Source organism: Pseudomonas sp. (genome assembly GCF_035277045.1).
Taxonomy (GTDB): Bacteria; Pseudomonadota; Gammaproteobacteria; order Pseudomonadales; family Pseudomonadaceae; genus Aquipseudomonas.
Genome location: NZ_DATELE010000275.1, coordinates 43,611 through 60,465 on the forward strand (window position 1 = coordinate 43,611; position 16,855 = coordinate 60,465).

Genomic DNA, 16,855 nt, shown 5'->3' on the forward strand with positions numbered 1-16,855 from the left:
CATCGGGTAACAGTCGCTGTTTCACTGCTCCCGAACTGTCCGCACAGCAAAACTAGCACTACACGACATCAGGTCCACCCTGGATTCATCCCTGCGCAGCGCAGGAAATGTCTGTAATTGCGCCTTGGGTGATCCAGGTGAGCGGCTACGAATCAGGAATTGCTTCCTCGTGGCGAAACGCCGCACGGTTCTGCACGCGGCGCCAGCGTGCTAAAGGTGGCCAACGCAACGACAGGCAACCCAGACATGAACCGTTTAGAACCCACCAGCCCGCTGACCATCATCGCCATCTTCGCCGGCATCATCGAAGCCTCGGCGCTGGCGTCGCTGCCTTTCCTGAGCGAGGGCAGCCAGACGATCTACACGTGGTTCCTGGTGTGTTTTCCCTTCTTCCTGACCGTGCTTTTTTTCCTCACGCTCAATTTCAACTACAAATCGCTGTATATTCCGGTTGCCAAGGCACCCCCTGACACAACGCCAGGGCCGGCGCCTGAAGACGCGCCGCCCGCCGACGCGAGGGAGGTAATCACCATTGCCCTGTCCGGCAGCGATGCGCGCGCGGTCATCGAGAAGCAGGTGATGCGCCACATGGAGCAGCAGGCGACCAAGGCAGTGAGCTGGGTGATCTACAACCTTGACACGCAGACCTGCATCACCCTCAACGTACGACCCATGGAGCCGCATGAGCCGGCAGGCTAGGGCTTTTGCACCGCCCATGAAAAAACCCGGCCAGGCCGGGTTTCTTGTGCAGCGGTCAAGCCTTACAGCAGCGAGCGGCCCTTGTTGGCAGCAATGCGCATGCGCAGGGCGTTGAGCTTGATGAAGCCCGCGGCATCGGCCTGGTTGTAGGCGCCGCCGTCTTCCTCGAAGGTCGCGATGTTGGCGTCGAACAGCGAGTCATCCGACTGGCGGCCGACAACGGTGACGTTGCCTTTGTACAGCTTCAGGCGAACCACGCCATTCACGTTGACCTGCGAGGCGTCGATCATCTGCTGCAGCATCACACGCTCCGGGCTCCACCAGTAGCCGGTGTAGATCAGGCTGGCGTACTTGGGCATCAGCTCATCCTTGAGGTGAGCGACTTCGCGGTCCAGGGTGATCGACTCGATGGCGCGGTGGGCCTTGAGCATGATGGTGCCGCCTGGGGTCTCGTAGCAGCCACGGGATTTCATGCCGACGTAGCGGTTCTCGACGATGTCCAGGCGGCCGATGCCGTTGGCACCGCCGATACGGTTCAGGTCGGCCAGCACGGTGGCAGGGCTCTTCTCGACGCCGTCGATGGCGACGATGTCACCGTTGCGGTAGGTCAGCTCGATGTAGGTGGCCTGGTCCGGGGCGTTCTCTGGCGAGACGCTCCAACGCCACATGTCTTCCTCGTGCTCGGTCCAGGTATCTTCCAGGACACCGCCTTCGTAGGAGATGTGCAGCAGGTTGGCGTCCATCGAGTACGGCGATTTCTTCTTGCCGTGGCGCTCGATCGGAATGCCGTGCTTCTCGGCGTAATCCATCAGCTTCTCGCGGGACAGCAGGTCCCACTCGCGCCATGGGGCAATGACCTTGACGCCTGGCTTCAGCGCGTAGGCGCCCAGCTCGAAACGCACCTGGTCGTTACCCTTGCCGGTGGCGCCGTGGGAAATGGCGTCGGCGCCGGTTTCGTTGGCGATCTCGATCAGGCGCTTGGCGATCAGCGGACGGGCGATGGAGGTGCCCAGCAGGTACTCGCCTTCGTAGACGGTGTTGGCGCGGAACATCGGGAACACGAAGTCACGCACGAATTCCTCGCGCAGGTCGTCGATGTAGATTTCCTTGACGCCCATGGCCTGGGCCTTGGCGCGGGCCGGCTCGACCTCCTCGCCCTGACCCAGGTCAGCGGTGAAGGTCACCACTTCGCAGTTGTAGGTATCCTGCAGCCACTTCAGAATCACCGAAGTATCAAGGCCGCCGGAATACGCCAGTACGACCTTTTTTACGTCCGCCATGCCATCACTCCACGCGTTGTACGGAAAGCCGTTGATTCTACCGGTCTTGCCGCGAAATTTACAGTGGGGCGACAGCTTGTGACGACAAAGCGACAAGAACGGTCGAGACCGCGACGAACGGTAGCGATCAGGGCTTCGTGGGAGCCGCTGCAGGCACGGGGGCGTTGGCCACCTGGTCATCCGCTGGCTTCGCCTCGGCGGCAGCCGGGGTAGCCTGCTTCGGCTGCTCGGCCACCGCCACCCGCTCCAGCTGGATGTTCACCCGGCGATTGCGCGCCCGGTTGGCAGGGGTCGTATTCTTCGCCAGCGGGTAGCGTTCGCCGTGGAAACGCACGGTGACCTGCTCCTCCGGCACGCCGCGAGCCTTGAAGTATTCCATGACCGCCAGCGCGCGACGGCGCGACACGTCACGGTTGGTCAGGCGGTTGCCGCTGTTGTCCGAATGCCCGTCGAGCTCGATGTGATTGACCGTCGGATCGGCCTTCATGTAGTCGAGGATCAGGTCCAGGCGTGCGCGGGCGCTGTTGTCCAGCTCGATGCCACCCCCGGGGAAGCCGACCTGGGTCTGGCGGACCTGGTCGTAGTTCATGGCCAGCAGCTTGCCGGTACATGCCTGGTAGTCGTCGAAGGCCTTGCCGAAGCTGACCGGCAGGACACGCACTTCCATGACCCGGCCACCCTCGCCGGCGTAGTTGCGCACCACCGTGCTGCGGCCATCGAGCAGCCCGCTGATCAGGCGGCTGGCCTGGCTTTGCGAGGAGGTAAACAGCACGCCGCTGCGCGCCAGGCGCACCGAACCCAGGGTGATATCAGCGCGCCCGGGTTGCCAGGGCGCCGCTGCGGCGAGCAGGGTCGCGGAGCCGCCACCGAGCACGCTGCCGGTCGAGCGCAACCGGAACGTCGCCTGCTCGCCCGCGCGGCGCACGAACTCACCGCTGCCAAACCCGCTGATGGGCTGGATCAACCGGCACTCGAACGGGTCGCCCTCGACCTTCCACTCGATGTTCTCCATGCGGGTCTGGAACGTCAGGGCCATGGCCGGCAGGCTGGCAAACATACTCAACAGGGCTAGATAACGCTGGCGCACGGTCGGCTCCACAGATTTTCACGGCATACCTGCACGCTATCGGTCGGCGCCCGTAAAACTTGATAGCCAGTGCTCGACCCCGGCTTTTCCGGTAGCATTCATCCCTGAGTTCGACCCGCCTGGAATCCCCAATGTCCGATCGCCTGACCCTCCTGCGTCCCGATGACTGGCACATCCATCTTCGCGATGGCGCTGTCCTGCCACACACCGTCGGTGACGTGGCGCGCACCTTTGCCCGCGCCATCATCATGCCCAACCTGGTACCGCCGGTGCGCAACGCCGCCGAAGCCGGTGCCTACCGTGAGCGCATCCTTGCCGCCCGCCCGGCCGGCAGCCGCTTCGAACCGCTGATGGTGCTCTACCTCACCGACCGCACCCAACCCGAGGAAATCCGCGCGGCCAAGGCCACCGGCTTCGTCTATGCCGCCAAGCTCTACCCGGCGGGCGCGACGACCAACTCCGACTCGGGCGTGACCAGCCTCGAGAAGATCTTCCCGGCGCTCGAAGCGATGGCCGAAGTCGGCATGCTGCTGCTGGTGCATGGCGAGGTGACGCGCAGCGAGGTCGACGTGTTCGACCGCGAGAAGCTGTTCATCGACGAGCACCTGCGCCGTGTGGTCGAGCGTTTCCCGACCCTGAAGGTGGTCTTCGAGCACATCACCACCGCTGATGCCGCGCAGTTCGTCAACGAGGCGCCGGCCAACGTCGGCGCGACCATCACTGCCCAGCATTTGCTGTACAACCGCAACCACATGCTGGTCGGCGGTATCCGCCCGCACTTCTACTGCCTGCCGATCCTCAAGCGCAACACCCACCAGGTGGCGCTGCTGGACGCGGCCACCAGCGGCAGCAGCAAGTTCTTCCTGGGCACCGACTCGGCCCCCCACGCCCGTCACGCCAAGGAAAATGCCTGCGGTTGCGCTGGCTGCTACACCGCCTACGCCGCCATCGAGATGTACGCCGAGGCGTTCGAGTCGCGTGGCGCGCTGGACAAGCTCGAAGGCTTCGCCAGCCTGCACGGCCCGGCCTTCTACGGCCTGCCGGCGAATACCGGTACCATTACCCTGGTCCGCGAATCGTGGACCGCCCCTGACAGCCTGCCCTTCGGTGAGCAGACGGTCGTCCCGCTGCGCGCCGGTGAAACACTGCGCTGGCGCCTGCTGGAGGAAAACGCGTGAGCGAAGATCGCTATGATGACGACCAGGACGGTCAGGCGGGCGGCCCGCGTCACCCGATGGCCGAACGCTTCCGCGGCTACCTGCCGGTCGTGGTGGATGTCGAGACCGGCGGCTTCAACAGCGCGACCGACGCGCTGCTGGAAATCGCCGCCGTCACCATCGGCATGGACGAAAAGGGCTTCCTGTTCCCGGAACACACCTACTTCTTCCGCGTAGAGCCTTTCGAGGGCGCCAATATCGAACAGGCGGCCCTGGAGTTCACCGGCATCAAGCTGGACCACCCGCTGCGCATGGCGGTGAGCGAGGAGTCGGCGCTGACCGACATCTTCCGTGGGGTACGCAAGGCACTCAAGGCCAACGGCTGCAAGCGGGCAATCCTGGTCGGCCACAACAGCAGCTTCGACCTGGGCTTCCTGAATGCTGCCGTCGTGCGCAATGACCTGAAGCGCAACCCGTTCCACCCCTTCTCCAGCTTCGACACCGCAACCCTCGCAGGCCTCGCCTACGGCCAGACCGTGCTGGCCCGTGCCTGCCAGAGCGCCGACATCGATTTCGATGGCCGCGAGGCGCACTCGGCGCGCTACGACACCGAGAAGACCGCCGAGCTGTTCTGCGGCATCGTCAACCGCTGGAAAGACATGGGCGGCTGGCGCGATTTCAACGATTGAGCCGCACCTTTTCGCGGACATGAAAAAACCGGCCATCAAGGCCGGTTTTTTTTCATGCGTGGCAATTACAGGTTGCCAGCATTCTCGCTCAGGTATGCCGCGACGCCTTCTGGCGATGCGGTCATGCCCTTGTCGCCTTTCTTCCAGTTGGCAGGGCAGACTTCGCCGTGCTCTTCGTGGAACTGCAGGGCATCGACCAGACGCAGCAGCTCGTCCATGTTGCGGCCCAGCGGCAGGTCGTTGACGATCTGCGAACGGACAACGCCCTTGTCGTCGATCAGGAACGCGCCACGGAAAGCCACGCCGCCTTCGGACTCAACGTCGTAGGCCTTGCAGATCTCGTGGGAGATGTCGGCTGCCAGGGTGTACTTGACCTGGCCGATACCGCCCTTCTCGACCGGGGTGTTGCGCCAGGCGTTGTGGGTGAAGTGCGAGTCGATCGACACGCCGATCACTTCGACGTTGCGCGCCTGGAAGTCAGGGATGCGGTTGTCCAGGGCGATCAGCTCGGACGGGCAGACGAAGGTGAAGTCCAGTGGGTAGAAGAACACCAGGCCGTATTTGCCCTTGATGGCCGAAGCCAGGTTGAAGCTGTCGACGATCTCGCCATTGCCCAGCACGGCGGCGACGGTGAAGTCCGGGGCTTTTTTACCAACGAGCACGCTCATTCGATATCTCCTGATGGTGTTGAAAACGCGGCCCGAGCGAGCAAGAGCGCTCGGCGCACACAAAGGCCGGCCATCATACACCGCTTGAGGTGACAGGCCGAATTCAACCGCTGGTCGCCGACTGCGCAAAGCGGGCCCTCGGTGCTTTGACAAGCATTCTCATTCCCATTACTCTCCAGAACATCCAAGCCGCAACCAGCGATGGTCTGACTTTATGTATGTGTGTCTCTGTGTTGGTGTAACCGACGGACAGATCCGCGACGCGATCTATGAAGGATGCTGCAGCTACAAGGAAGTGAGAGCCGCCACCCAGGTGGGCACCCAGTGTGGCAAGTGCGCCTGCCTCGCCAAGGAGGTGGTCCGCGAAACCCTCACCAAACTGCAGGTCAGCCAGGCCGCCCTGCCCTATCCCGTGGAATTTACCGCGGCGTAAAAACCCCAGTTTTTGAAGAACCGGACCTTGTGTCCGGTTTTTTTATGCCTGCAATTCAATTAGTTAGGGGGAAAACGCGGTTCAAAAACATTCTTATTCCGATTAATTTTCATTTATTATTCAATAACTTAGGTTTGACAGTAGAACATGCCGCGCTCAAAATCGGCCTTATCGGCATATTTTGAAGGGCAGGCCCCAGCATGAAAGGCGACATTAGCGTCATCCAGCATCTCAACAAGATCCTCGCCAACGAGCTGGTCGCCATCAACCAGTACTTCCTGCATGCGCGCATGTACGAGGACTGGGGCCTGGATAAGCTCGGCAAGCACGAGTACAAGGAATCCATCGACGAGATGAAGCACGCTGACAAACTGATCAAGCGTATTCTCTTCCTCGAAGGCATCCCCAACGTCCAGGACCTGGGCAAGCTGCTGATCGGCGAGCACACCCGCGAGATGATCGAGTGCGACCTGAAGATCGAACAGAAAGCCCTGATCGACCTCAAGGCCGCCATTGCTCACTGTGAAACCGTCGGTGATTTCGGCAGCCGCGACCTGCTCGAAGACATCCTCGAGTCCGAGGAAGAGCACATCGACTGGCTGGAAACCCAGTTGAGCCTGATCGACAAGATCGGCATGGAGAACTACCTGCAGTCGCAGATGGGCGAATAAGCGACCCTGCCGCGATGAGGTAGAAAAAAGCCCCGGCTCTTCAGCCGGGGCTTTTTCGTTGCCGAAGGCTTATGCCTTGTCGGCAGCCTTGGCCACAGCGTCCTTGATCAGGGTCTGCAGTTCGCCGTTGGCGTGCATTTCGATCATGATGTCGCTGCCACCGACCAGCTCGCCGCCCACCCACAGTTGCGGGAAGGTAGGCCAGTTGGCGTACTTGGGCAGGTTGGCGCGGATCTCGGGGTTCTGCAGGATGTCGACGTAAGCGAACTTCTCGCCGCAACCCATCACGGCTTGCGCCGCCTTCGCCGAAAAGCCGCACTGCGGGGCATTTGGCGAGCCTTTCATGTAAAGCAGAATGGTGTTGTTGGCAATCTGCTCTTTGATCGTTTCGATGATATCCATGAAGCACCTCGGCTGAACTTTCCGACTCCATCGTCGGCACGGTGAGGCATTGTATAGGAAACCCGAGCGGCATGCTCGGCCTTGCCTCGTCAGGCTGCCACCACGTCCACCGGCACGCCGTTGAGGGCGGCGTTGCCTGATATCGCGTCGCGCAGGTGCTCGTCGGTGAGGTCATTGGCGCTGGCCCCGGCCTGGCCGCTGGCGATGGACAGTTGCACACCTTCGAGTCCGTGGCCGTAGCCGTGGGGAAGGCTCACCACCCCGGGCATCACTTCGTCGCTGGCCAGCACCTGCACGCGCACGCTGCCTACCCGGGACTTCACCTCCACCAGTTGGCCGTCCTGTAGCTGGCGTGCCTCCAGATCGCGGGGGTGCATCAGCAGCTGGTGGCGTGGCTTGCCTTTGACCAGCCGGTGGTAGTTGTGCATCCACGAGTTGTTGCTGCGCACGTGCCGGCGGCCGATCAGCAGTAATTGGTTCGCCGCGGCCGGCACCTGCCGGGCGAGGCGCCGCAGGTCGTCGAGCACGACCTGTGGCGCAGCGTCGACGCACCGCCCTGGCGTTTTCAGGCGCGAAGCCAGGTTTGCCTGCAGCGCGCCCAGATCCAGTCCATGCGGGTGCTTGTCAAGGGTCTCGAGCGAGAGCTGCCAGGGCGACGCGTCGCCATAGCGGCCCTGGCGCAGGCCGGTATCGATCATCCGCGCGGGCGGCACGGTCGGCTTGAGTTCGAGCTCGGCGCGCTCGGCGAAGGCCTGGGCCAGGCCGACAAAGATTTCCCAATCGTGCAGCGCGCCTTCGGGCCGGGACAGGATCGCCCGGTTGAAGCGCGTGATGTTGCGCACTGCCAGCAGGTTGAAGGTGGTGTCGTAGTGGTCGTTCTCCAGCGCCGAGGTGGACGGCAGGATCAGGTCGGCGTGGCGCGTGGTCTCGTTCAGGTACAGGTCGATGCTGAGCATGAACTCCAGCCCTTCCAGCGCCTGGTCCAGCTGACGCCCATTGGGAGTGGACAGCACCGGGTTGCCGGCCACCGTGACCAGCGCCCGCACCTGCCCTTCGCCCTCGCACAGGATTTCCTCGGCCAGGGCCGCCACGGGCAGCTCGCCGCCATATTCGGGCAACCCGGAGACCCGGCTCTGCCAGGCATTGAAATGCCCGCCCGAGGTGTGGGCCACCAGGTCGACCGCAGGCTCGGTGCACAACGCGCCGCCGACCCGGTCCAGGTTGCCGGTCACCAGGTTGATGACCTGCACCAGCCAATGGCACAGCGTGCCGAACGGCTGCGTCGACACCCCCATGCGCCCATAGCAGACCGCTTTGTCGGCCGCGGCGAAATCACGCGCCAACTGGCGGATGCGCCCGGCATCGATACCGCACAAAGGGCTCATCGCTTCGGCAGTGAAGGGGGCGATAGCCTCGCGCACGGTATCAAGCCCTTGCACCGGCAGGTGCGAGCCCCGCGCAAGGCCTTCGGCGAACAGGGTATCGAGCAACCCGCACAGCAGCGCGGCATCCCCGCCTGGGCGAATGAACAGGTGCTGGTCGGCGATTTCCGCCGTTTCGGTGCGCCGGGGGTCGATCACCACCAGTTGGCCGCCACGGGCCTGCAAGGCCTTGAGCCGCCTGGCGACGTCGGGAACGGTCATGATGCTGCCATTGGAGGCCAGCGGATTGGCGCCCAGCACCAGCATGAAGTTGGTGTGGTCGATGTCCGGTATCGGCAGCAGCAGGCCATGGCCATACATCAGGTAGCTGGTCAGGTGCTGGGGCAACTGGTCCACCGAGGTGGCGGAAAAGCGGTTGCGGGTCTTGAGCAGGCCCAGAAAGTAGTTGCTGTGGGTCATCAGGCCATAGTTGTGCACGCTGGGATTGCCTTGGTACACCGCCACCGCGTCGTGCCCGTGGGCCTGCTGGATGGCCCAGAGCCGGTCGGCGGCGAAGGTAAATGCCTCTTCCCAGCCGATGGCTTCCCAGCGCTCGCCGATGCGTCGGTGAGGCTGGCGCAGGCGGTCGGGATCGTTCTGGATATCCTGCAGCGCTATCGCCTTGGGGCAGATATGGCCACGGCTGAAAGGATCGTCAGGATCGCCCTTGATCGAGGTGATCTGGGCGGAGCCGTTGTCTGGCCGGAGCACTTCGATGTTCAGGCCGCAGATGGCCTCGCACAGATGACAGGCCCGGTGATGCAGGGTGCTGGACATGGCCGCCTCTGCTTGTTGTTGTCCGAAAGGGGACTATGCGCTCGGGATTGCGGCCCCGCCAGTCGGCTTCGCGCCATGAATCGAACGACATCAGGCAGAGCGATTTGCGACCATGGTTTGCAAAACCCGGCACGCCCGGTGTAAAAACGGCTGTAGCAAATAAGAAACAGCCTGCATTTGGGGTTTTGGAAACCCTTTGATACACCGACCCAACGGCCCCTCTTGGTTTCAGGCGACATTTAATTATAGTATTGCGCCTTTCCCTATTTCCGTCGCCCCGTGCGGCTAACGCCGCAGGTCACCTCCGTTGTTCGAAATCGTCAACAAAAACGGCACGGTCGACCTGCAGTCCGATGCAAACAAGGTAGTCAATCATGAGCGCTAGGCACTTTCTCTCCCTGATGGATTTCACGCCCGACGAGCTGCTGAGCGTGATCCGTCGCGGCATCGAGCTGAAGGACCTGCGTAACCGCGGCGTGCTGTTCGAACCCCTGAAAAACCGCGTGCTGGGAATGATCTTCGAAAAATCCTCGACGCGTACCCGCCTGTCGTTCGAAGCCGGCATGATCCAGCTGGGCGGCCAGGCCATCTTCCTGTCGCCGCGTGATACCCAGCTGGGTCGCGGCGAGCCGATCGGCGATTGCGCCATCGTCATGTCGCGCATGCTTGACGCCGTGATGATCCGTACCTTCGCCCACAGCACCCTCACCGAGTTCGCCGCCAGTTCGCGGGTACCGGTGATCAACGGCCTGTCCGATGACCTGCACCCGTGCCAGTTGCTGGCCGACATGCAGACCTTCCACGAGCACCGCGGCTCTATCCAGGGCAAGACCGTGGCCTGGATCGGCGATGGCAACAACATGTGCAACAGCTATATAGAAGCGGCCATGCAGTTCGACTTCCAGCTGCGCGTTGCCTGCCCCGAGGGCTACGAGCCGGATCCGCGCTTTGTCGAAGCCGCCGGCGAGCGCGTGCGCATCGTGCGCGATCCCAAGGAAGCGGTGCGCGACGCACATCTGGTCAGCACCGACGTCTGGACTTCCATGGGCCAGGAGGAGGAAACTGCACGGCGCCTGGCGCATTTCGCGCCTTATCAGGTCAACCGCGAACTGCTCGACCTGGCGGCACCCGACGCCCTGTTCATGCACTGCCTGCCCGCCCACCGTGGCGAGGAAATCAGCCTGGACCTGCTCGACGACCCTCGTTCGGTCGCCTGGGACCAGGCCGAAAACCGCCTGCATGCACAGAAGGCCCTTCTCGAATTTCTTGTCGAACCGGCTTACCACCACGCATGAGTCAACCCCTACTGCTCAACCTGCGCAATCTCGCCTGCGGCTACGGCGACCAGCGCATCGTCCAGAACCTCAACCTGCACCTCAACGCCGGCGACATCGGTTGCCTGCTGGGTTCCTCGGGCTGCGGCAAGACCACCACCTTGCGCGCCATCGCCGGTTTCGAGCCGGTGCACGAGGGTGAAATCCAGCTGGCTGGCGAGATTATCTCGCGCGCAGGCTTCACCCTTGCGCCCGAAAAACGCCGGATCGGCATGGTGTTCCAGGACTACGCGCTGTTCCCCCATCTCACCGTGGCTCAGAACATTGCCTTCGGTATCGCCAAGCATCCGCAACAGCGGGAGGTGGTCGAAGAGATGCTCGAGCTGGTCAAGCTCGGCGGCCTGGGGGGACGTTATCCGCACGAGCTGTCCGGTGGCCAGCAGCAACGCGTCGCCCTCGCCCGTGCGCTGGCGCCGGAACCACAGCTGCTGCTGCTCGACGAGCCGTTCTCCAACCTTGATGTCGAGTTGCGCCGGCGCCTGAGCCACGAGGTGCGCGACATCCTCAAGAGCCGCGGCACCAGCGCCATCCTGGTCACCCATGACCAGGAAGAGGCCTTCGCGGTCAGCGACCACGTCGGGGTGTTCAAGGAAGGTCGGCTGGAGCAGTGGGATACACCCTACAACCTGTACCACGAACCGCTGACGCCCTTCGTGGCCAGCTTTGTCGGCCAGGGCTATTTCATTCGCGGCCAGCTGGTCAGTCCGGAAGCGGTCAACACCGAGCTGGGCGAGCTGCGCGGCAATCGTGCCTACACCATGGCGCCTGGCAGCGCGGTGGATGTGCTGCTGCGTCCCGATGATATCGTGCATGCGCCGGGCAGCGAGCTGCAGGCGCGGATCGTCGGCAAGAGCTTCCTGGGCGCTTCGACCCTGTACCGCCTGCAACTGCCGACTGGCAGTCAGCTGGAAGCGATCTTCCCAAGCCATGTCGACCACCTGATCGGGCATGACGTGGGGATCGAGGTGGCGGCGGACCACCTGGTGCTGTTCGCCGTGCCGGGTAGCGTGGCGGCGCAGTTGCCTTCGCAGGAAGTGGGCGTGCGCCGGTACAGTTCGGCAACCTGAGTCGGTAGCCACCCGGAGGGAGCGGGCGTGTCCCGTTCCCTCGATGCAGGCGTTGTTACACCGTCAGCACCCCGCTCGCCACCCGCCGTGCATATCCGCCGATCCTCACCCGCTCTCCCTCGAGCCGGCAAAACAGCTCCCCGCCTCGCGCCGAACACTGGAACGCATGCAGCTCGGTCTTGCCCAGGCGCCTCGCCCAGTAGGGAATCAGACTGCAATGAATCGACCCCGTGACCGGGTCCTCGTTGACACCCAGTCCCGGCGCAAAGTAGCGGGAGACAAAGTCGTGAGCCTCACCCGGCGCCGTCACCATCACCCCAAGCCCCGGTAATGCCATCACCGCCGCCATGTCCGGAGCGCACTCGCGCACGGCCTGCTCCGATGCCAGCACCACCAGCAATTCCTTGCCAGTCTGCAGCACTTCCTGGACCTCGCAACCCAGCGCCCGCGCGGCGGCTATCGGCTGATCAGGGACATAGGGCTCGATCCGCGGGAAGTCCAGCACCAGGCGGTCACCTTCGCGGCTTACATTCAATGGACCCGACTGGCTTAGAAAGGCGAGTTGCTGGCCGGGCTCAGCGTACACCTCGAACAGCACATGGGCGGCGGCCAGCGTCGCATGCCCACACAGCGGCACCTCCACGCCGGGGGTGAACCAGCGGATACGAAAGCCTTGCGCCTCGCGCACCACGAACGCGGTTTCGGACAGATTGTGCTCGGCGGCGATCTGCTGCATCAAGGCGTCGTCGAGCCAGGCTTGCAAGCGATAGATGATGGCGGGGTTGCCGGCGAAGGGGCGCTGGGTGAACGCGTCGACCTGGTGGAATTCAAGCTGCATGGCAATTCTCTTGTGTTGTGAATCGCCAGCATGCCCGCAACAGGGTTTCGTAAAACAGTGACAGAAGCTGTCTATTTCAACCGGTACAGCGCTCAGCCCCTGCCAATGCTGGCAAACTTGCCTTGCGTATTGGCCGCCAATACCTCGGCGGCCAGCTCGACCTCCAGGCCGCGCCGCCCGGCACTCACATGTATGGTCTCGAAAGTGTGCGCGGACTGATCGATAAAGGTGCGCAGGCGCTTTTTCTGTCCCAGGGGACTGATCCCGCCGACCAGATACCCGGTCGCGCGCTGCGCCACGGCCGGATCCGCCATCTCGCATTTCTTGACCCCCGCTGCCTGGGCCAGGGCCTTCAGATCAAGGGTCCCGACCACGGGCACCACGGCCACCAGCAGCTCACCCTTCTCACTGCTGGCAAGCAGCGTCTTGTAGACCCGCAGAGGGTCAAGCCCAAGCTTCTCAGCGGCCTCGAGGCCATAGGAGGCAACTTTCGGGTCATGCTCGTAACTGTGGACACGATGTTCGGCGCGAACTTTTTTCAACAGGTCCAGTGCGGGCGTCATGCAAAGGCTTCCTTCATCGGCAGGCCAGGATTTGCAGGTACTGTAGGACAAAATACTTTGGCCGGACAGTCAGCAACCGCTACGCCAAGTAGCGAATGAAGTCACTTTGCCATCCAATAGTCAGAATATGGCCCGCGGTTCACTTTCGACCTTTGACATAAGCGTTTCTTGTCTATATTTTTTCGTTTCTGAAGAAAGACTGCCCTGATAGGGTGCATTCTTTATAAACTGCCCGGCCTCAGTGGGGACGATGCCGGGTCTTGCTGTCGAGCGCACACGCGCCTCACAACAACAAGAAACCGAGGTCATAAATGACGACTGCACTACGACAACCCACACTTTCCAGCCAATGCATCGCCGAATTCTTCGGCACCGCCTTGCTTATCTTCTTCGGCACGGGCTGCGTCGCCGCGCTCAAGGTCGCCGGGGCCAGCTTCGGCCTGTGGGAGATCAGCATCATCTGGGGCATTGGCGTGAGCATGGCGATCTACCTGACCGCTGGCGTATCGGGCGCGCACCTGAGCCCGGCCGTCAGCATCGCGCTGTGCGTGTTCGGCGGCTTCGAACGGCGCAAGCTGCCCTTCTACATCATTGCCCAGATCGCAGGCGCGTTCTGCGGCGCGGCGCTGGTCTATACCCTGTACAGCAGCCTTTTCTTCGATTACGAACAGGCGCACGCCATGGTTCGCGGCAGCCAGGAGAGCCTCGAGCTTGCCTCGGTGTTCTCGACCTACCCGCATGCGGCGCTTTCCACCGGCCAGGCGTTCATGGTCGAAATGGTCATCACCGCGATTCTGATGGCGGTGATCATGGCACTGACCGACGACAACAACGGCCTGCCGCGCGGCCCCATGGCGCCGCTGCTGATCGGCCTGCTGATTGCCGTGATCGGCAGCGCCATGGGCCCGCTCACCGGCTTTGCGATGAACCCGGCGCGCGACCTGGGCCCCAAGCTGATGACCTTCGTGGCCGGCTGGGGCGAGATCGCCATGACCGGCGGCCGCGATATTCCCTACTTCCTGATTCCGGTGTTCGCGCCGATCACCGGGGCGTGCCTGGGCGCGGCCCTGTACCGCCTGGTGATCGCCCGCAACCTGCCCGATGCCGCGGCAGCGAACACCCAGACCGACGATAATCCTCAGGGCAAGACCCAGGCTTCCTGATGCGGCGCTGAGCCATCGGCTCGCCCATGCCCTGATCTACTCCTTATTTTGTGCAAGGCCAACGACATGACAGACACCCAGAACAAGAACTACATCATTGCCCTGGACCAGGGCACGACCAGTTCGCGGGCCATCATTTTCGATCGTGACGCCAATGTGGTCGGCACCTCCCAGCGCGAGTTCGTCCAGCACTACCCACAGCCTGGATGGGTCGAGCACGACCCCATGGAAATCTTCGCCACGCAAAGCGCGACCATGGTCGAAGCCCTGGCCCAGGCCGGTCTGAGCCATGCCCAGGTCGCCGCCATTGGCATCACCAACCAGCGCGAGACCACCGTGGTGTGGGACAAGGAGACCGGCCGCCCGGTCTACAACGCCATCGTCTGGCAGTGCCGACGCAGCACCGAGATCTGCGAGCAGCTCAAGCGCGACGGCCACCAGGACTACATCCGCGAGACCACGGGCCTGGTCACCGACCCGTACTTCTCGGGCACCAAGCTCAAGTGGATCCTGGACAACGTCGAGGGCGTGCGCGAACGCGCCGAGCGTGGCGAACTGTTGTTCGGCACCATCGATACCTGGCTGATCTGGAAATTCACCGGCGGCAAGGTGCACGTCACCGACTACACCAACGCCTCGCGCACCATGCTCTTCAACATCCACACCCTGGAGTGGGACGAGAAGATGCTCCAGGTGCTGGACATCCCGCGTCAGATGCTGCCACCGGTGCGCCCGTCTTCCGAGGTCTACGGTCACACCAAGAGCGGCATCGCCATCGCCGGTATCGCCGGCGACCAGCAGTCCGCGCTGTTCGGCCAGATGTGCGTCGAGCCAGGCCAGGCCAAGAACACCTACGGCACCGGCTGCTTCCTGTTGATGAACACCGGCGACAAGGCCGTCACCTCCTCCCATGGCCTGCTGACCACCATCGCCTGCGGTCCGCGCGGTGAAGTCGCCTACGCCCTGGAGGGCGCGGTGTTCAACGGCGGTTCCACGGTGCAGTGGCTGCGCGACGAGTTGAAGATCGTCAACGACGCCCACGACACCGAGTACTTCGCCAGCAAGGTCAAGGACAGCAACGGCGTCTACCTGGTGCCAGCCTTCACCGGCCTGGGCGCGCCCTACTGGGACCCGTATGCCCGCGGCGCGCTGTTTGGCCTGACCCGTGGGGTCAAGGTCGACCACATCATCCGCGCCGCGCTCGAGTCGATCGCCTACCAGACCCGCGACGTGCTCGACGCCATGCAGCAGGACTGCGGCCAGCGCCTGAGCGAGCTGCGGGTGGATGGTGGCGCGGTGGCCAACAACTTCCTCATGCAGTTCCAGGCCGACATCCTCGGCACTTGCGTCGAGCGTCCGCAGATGCGCGAGACCACCGCGCTGGGCGCTGCCTACCTGGCTGGCCTGGCGTGCGGTTTCTGGAGCAGCCTGGACGAGTTGCGCGACAAGGCGGTGATCGAGCGCGAGTTCAGCCCGCAGCTCGACGAGGCGCAGAAAGAGAAGCTGTATGCCGGCTGGTTGAAAGCGGTGGACCGCACCCGTGACTGGGAACCGCACGAGGAATAAGCAGGCGCGGAGAGTGGGCAGGTACGGTCAGGTCTTGCAGACGCTGGCCGTCAGCCCCGTCCTACGGCATCATTGCGGCATTTGTCCGGCAGCCTGAAGGACCACCCATGAATCTGCCCCCCCGCCAACAACAAATTCTCGAACTCGTACGCGACCGCGGTTACGTCAGTATCGAGGAAATGGCGCAACTGTTCGTCGTTACCCCGCAAACCATTCGCCGGGACATCAACCTGCTTGCCGAAGTCAACCTGCTACGCCGATACCACGGTGGCGCGGCGTATGACTCGAGCATCGAGAACACCGCCTACGCCATGCGCGCCGACCAGATGCGCGACGAAAAGCAGCGCATCGCCGACGCCGTTGCCAGGCAGATCCCGGATCACGCCTCACTGTTCATCAACATCGGCACCACCACCGAGTCGATTGCCCGCGCCCTGCTCAACCACAATCACCTCAAGGTCATCACCAACAACCTGCACGTAGCGTCGATCCTCAGCGCCAAGGACGATTTCGATGTGCAGCTGGCGGGCGGAACCGTGCGCCGCGATGGCGGCGTGGTGGGCCAGGCCAGCGTCGATTTCATCAATCAGTTCAAGGTGGATTTCGCACTGGTGGGCATCAGTGGGATCGACGAAGACGGCAGCCTGCTGGACTTCGACTACCAGGAGGTGCGCGTGTCCCAGGCGATCATCGCCAATGCCCGCCAGGTGATCCTTGCCGCCGACTCCAGCAAGTTCGGCCGCAATGCCATGGTACGCCTGGGCTCGATCGGCCTGGTCGACTGCCTGGTGACCGACCATGCCCCCTCTCCTGCCCTCGCCGAACGGCTCGCCCAGCACAAGATCCGCCTCGAGGTGGTCTGAGCCTTTTCTCCCGCGCCACCTTCAGCGGTGGCGCTGCTTCATGTTCGTTAATGTTCACTTCAGGTCATCCGATCAATATTTTCTATGGGAACGGACTGGCTACCGCCTGGGCATTGCGCTAATATTTTCGGAAACGAACATTGATGTTCATATTCGATGTGAAATGCCTCAGGAGGC

17 protein-coding genes are annotated in these 16,855 nt (G+C 63.0%); 10 read left to right on the forward strand and 7 right to left on the reverse strand.

All coding sequences use genetic code 11. From position 1 onward, the window contains the following. Positions 1–246: 246 nt before the first annotated feature. A complete protein-coding gene (locus tag VJS90_RS15510; protein WP_324122529.1) occupies positions 247–699 on the forward strand; it encodes a hypothetical protein in 453 nt (150 codons plus the stop codon). Between the two features lie 62 nt (positions 700–761). Here the strand turns inward: VJS90_RS15510 and VJS90_RS15515 are convergent, their stop codons facing one another. Further along, positions 762–1,979, reverse strand: a complete 1,218-nt coding sequence (locus VJS90_RS15515) for an argininosuccinate synthase (protein ID WP_324122530.1) — start codon at positions 1,977–1,979, stop codon at positions 762–764. A 127-nt stretch (positions 1,980–2,106) separates the two neighbouring features. After that, a complete protein-coding gene (locus VJS90_RS15520) occupies positions 2,107–3,066 on the reverse strand; it encodes a flagellar protein MotY (RefSeq protein WP_324122531.1) in 960 nt (319 codons plus the stop codon). Between the two features lie 131 nt (positions 3,067–3,197). Between VJS90_RS15520 and pyrC the strand changes: the two genes are divergently transcribed. Then, positions 3,198–4,244 (forward strand): dihydroorotase, encoded by a 1,047-nt coding sequence (pyrC, locus tag VJS90_RS15525; RefSeq protein ID WP_324122532.1) that lies wholly within the window; start codon positions 3,198–3,200, stop codon positions 4,242–4,244. Next, positions 4,241–4,912 carry a ribonuclease T gene (rnt, locus tag VJS90_RS15530; protein ID WP_324122533.1) on the forward strand — a complete coding sequence of 224 codons (672 nt, stop codon included), beginning with the start codon at positions 4,241–4,243 and terminating at the stop codon, positions 4,910–4,912. Before pyrC ends, rnt begins: the two co-directional genes overlap by 4 nt. Positions 4,913–4,977: 65 nt before the next feature. Here the strand turns inward: rnt and VJS90_RS15535 are convergent, their stop codons facing one another. Beyond that, positions 4,978–5,580, reverse strand: a complete 603-nt coding sequence (locus VJS90_RS15535; RefSeq protein ID WP_324122534.1) for a peroxiredoxin C — start codon at positions 5,578–5,580, stop codon at positions 4,978–4,980. 214 nt (positions 5,581–5,794) lie between these two features. On the opposite strand from VJS90_RS15535, the gene VJS90_RS15540 reads away from it, so the two are divergent. Together VJS90_RS15540 and bfr are read left to right on the forward strand one after the other, a co-directional pair. Continuing rightward, positions 5,795–6,013, forward strand: coding sequence for a bacterioferritin-associated ferredoxin (locus tag VJS90_RS15540; RefSeq protein WP_324122535.1), 219 nt, complete (start codon positions 5,795–5,797; stop codon positions 6,011–6,013). Positions 6,014–6,213: 200 nt separating this feature from the next. Beyond that, the gene (gene bfr, locus VJS90_RS15545) at positions 6,214–6,684 is read left to right on the forward strand and encodes a bacterioferritin (RefSeq protein ID WP_324122536.1); all 471 of its coding nucleotides are present in this window, start codon (positions 6,214–6,216) and stop codon (positions 6,682–6,684) included. A gap of 69 nt (positions 6,685–6,753) precedes the next feature. On the opposite strand, the gene grxD is transcribed toward bfr, so the two are convergent. Beyond that, a complete protein-coding gene (gene grxD, locus VJS90_RS15550) occupies positions 6,754–7,086 on the reverse strand; it encodes a Grx4 family monothiol glutaredoxin (protein ID WP_324122537.1) in 333 nt (110 codons plus the stop codon). Positions 7,087–7,175: 89 nt separating this feature from the next. Then, a complete protein-coding gene (locus VJS90_RS15555) occupies positions 7,176–9,284 on the reverse strand; it encodes a molybdopterin-dependent oxidoreductase (protein ID WP_324122538.1) in 2,109 nt (702 codons plus the stop codon). 374 nt (positions 9,285–9,658) lie between these two features. On the opposite strand from VJS90_RS15555, the gene argF reads away from it, so the two are divergent. Together argF and VJS90_RS15565 are read left to right on the forward strand one after the other, a co-directional pair. Continuing rightward, positions 9,659–10,579 carry an ornithine carbamoyltransferase gene (argF, locus tag VJS90_RS15560; RefSeq protein WP_324122539.1) on the forward strand — a complete coding sequence of 307 codons (921 nt, stop codon included), beginning with the start codon at positions 9,659–9,661 and terminating at the stop codon, positions 10,577–10,579. Continuing rightward, entirely contained in the window at positions 10,576–11,685 is a 1,110-nt protein-coding gene (locus VJS90_RS15565; protein ID WP_324122540.1) for an ABC transporter ATP-binding protein, read from the forward strand. Before argF ends, VJS90_RS15565 begins: the two co-directional genes overlap by 4 nt. Positions 11,686–11,740: 55 nt before the next feature. On the opposite strand, the gene VJS90_RS15570 is transcribed toward VJS90_RS15565, so the two are convergent. Together VJS90_RS15570 and ybaK are read right to left on the reverse strand one after the other, a co-directional pair. Further along, positions 11,741–12,523, reverse strand: a complete 783-nt coding sequence (locus VJS90_RS15570) for a PhzF family phenazine biosynthesis protein (protein ID WP_324122541.1) — start codon at positions 12,521–12,523, stop codon at positions 11,741–11,743. 92 nt (positions 12,524–12,615) lie between these two features. Further along, positions 12,616–13,086, reverse strand: a complete 471-nt coding sequence (gene ybaK / locus VJS90_RS15575) for a Cys-tRNA(Pro) deacylase (protein WP_324122542.1) — start codon at positions 13,084–13,086, stop codon at positions 12,616–12,618. A gap of 311 nt (positions 13,087–13,397) precedes the next feature. Here ybaK and VJS90_RS15580 point away from each other — a divergent pair, with 311 nt between their 5' ends. The 3 genes from VJS90_RS15580 to VJS90_RS15590 all read left to right on the forward strand — a co-directional run bounded on the left by VJS90_RS15580 (position 13,398) and on the right by VJS90_RS15590 (position 16,678). Then, on the forward strand, positions 13,398–14,249 hold the full coding sequence (locus VJS90_RS15580; RefSeq protein ID WP_324122543.1) for an MIP/aquaporin family protein: 852 nt from the start codon (positions 13,398–13,400) through the stop codon (positions 14,247–14,249). 66 nt (positions 14,250–14,315) lie between these two features. After that, positions 14,316–15,815, forward strand: a complete 1,500-nt coding sequence (glpK, locus tag VJS90_RS15585) for a glycerol kinase GlpK (RefSeq protein WP_324122544.1) — start codon at positions 14,316–14,318, stop codon at positions 15,813–15,815. 107 nt (positions 15,816–15,922) lie between these two features. Then, the gene (locus tag VJS90_RS15590; RefSeq protein WP_324122545.1) at positions 15,923–16,678 is read left to right on the forward strand and encodes a DeoR family transcriptional regulator; all 756 of its coding nucleotides are present in this window, start codon (positions 15,923–15,925) and stop codon (positions 16,676–16,678) included. Positions 16,679–16,855: the final 177 nt, after the last annotated feature.

Excerpts from the sequence above, each read along its gene's own strand:
- VJS90_RS15510 (WP_324122529.1), top strand. The coding sequence starts at position 247 with ATGAACCGTTTAGAACCCACCAGCCCGCTGACCATCATCGCCATCTTC.
- VJS90_RS15515 (WP_324122530.1), bottom strand. The coding sequence starts at position 1,979 with ATGGCGGACGTAAAAAAGGTCGTACTGGCGTATTCCGGCGGCCTTGAT.
- pyrC (WP_324122532.1), top strand. The coding sequence starts at position 3,198 with ATGTCCGATCGCCTGACCCTCCTGCGTCCCGATGACTGGCACATCCAT.
- VJS90_RS15535 (WP_324122534.1), bottom strand. The coding sequence starts at position 5,580 with ATGAGCGTGCTCGTTGGTAAAAAAGCCCCGGACTTCACCGTCGCCGCC.
- VJS90_RS15540 (WP_324122535.1), top strand. The coding sequence starts at position 5,795 with ATGTATGTGTGTCTCTGTGTTGGTGTAACCGACGGACAGATCCGCGAC.
- bfr (WP_324122536.1), top strand. The coding sequence starts at position 6,214 with ATGAAAGGCGACATTAGCGTCATCCAGCATCTCAACAAGATCCTCGCC.
- grxD (WP_324122537.1), bottom strand. The coding sequence starts at position 7,086 with ATGGATATCATCGAAACGATCAAAGAGCAGATTGCCAACAACACCATT.
- VJS90_RS15555 (WP_324122538.1), bottom strand. The coding sequence starts at position 9,284 with ATGTCCAGCACCCTGCATCACCGGGCCTGTCATCTGTGCGAGGCCATC.
- argF (WP_324122539.1), top strand. The coding sequence starts at position 9,659 with ATGAGCGCTAGGCACTTTCTCTCCCTGATGGATTTCACGCCCGACGAG.
- VJS90_RS15565 (WP_324122540.1), top strand. The coding sequence starts at position 10,576 with ATGAGTCAACCCCTACTGCTCAACCTGCGCAATCTCGCCTGCGGCTAC.
- VJS90_RS15570 (WP_324122541.1), bottom strand. The coding sequence starts at position 12,523 with ATGCAGCTTGAATTCCACCAGGTCGACGCGTTCACCCAGCGCCCCTTC.
- ybaK (WP_324122542.1), bottom strand. The coding sequence starts at position 13,086 with ATGACGCCCGCACTGGACCTGTTGAAAAAAGTTCGCGCCGAACATCGT.
- VJS90_RS15580 (WP_324122543.1), top strand. The coding sequence starts at position 13,398 with ATGACGACTGCACTACGACAACCCACACTTTCCAGCCAATGCATCGCC.
- glpK (WP_324122544.1), top strand. The coding sequence starts at position 14,316 with ATGACAGACACCCAGAACAAGAACTACATCATTGCCCTGGACCAGGGC.
- VJS90_RS15590 (WP_324122545.1), top strand. The coding sequence starts at position 15,923 with ATGAATCTGCCCCCCCGCCAACAACAAATTCTCGAACTCGTACGCGAC.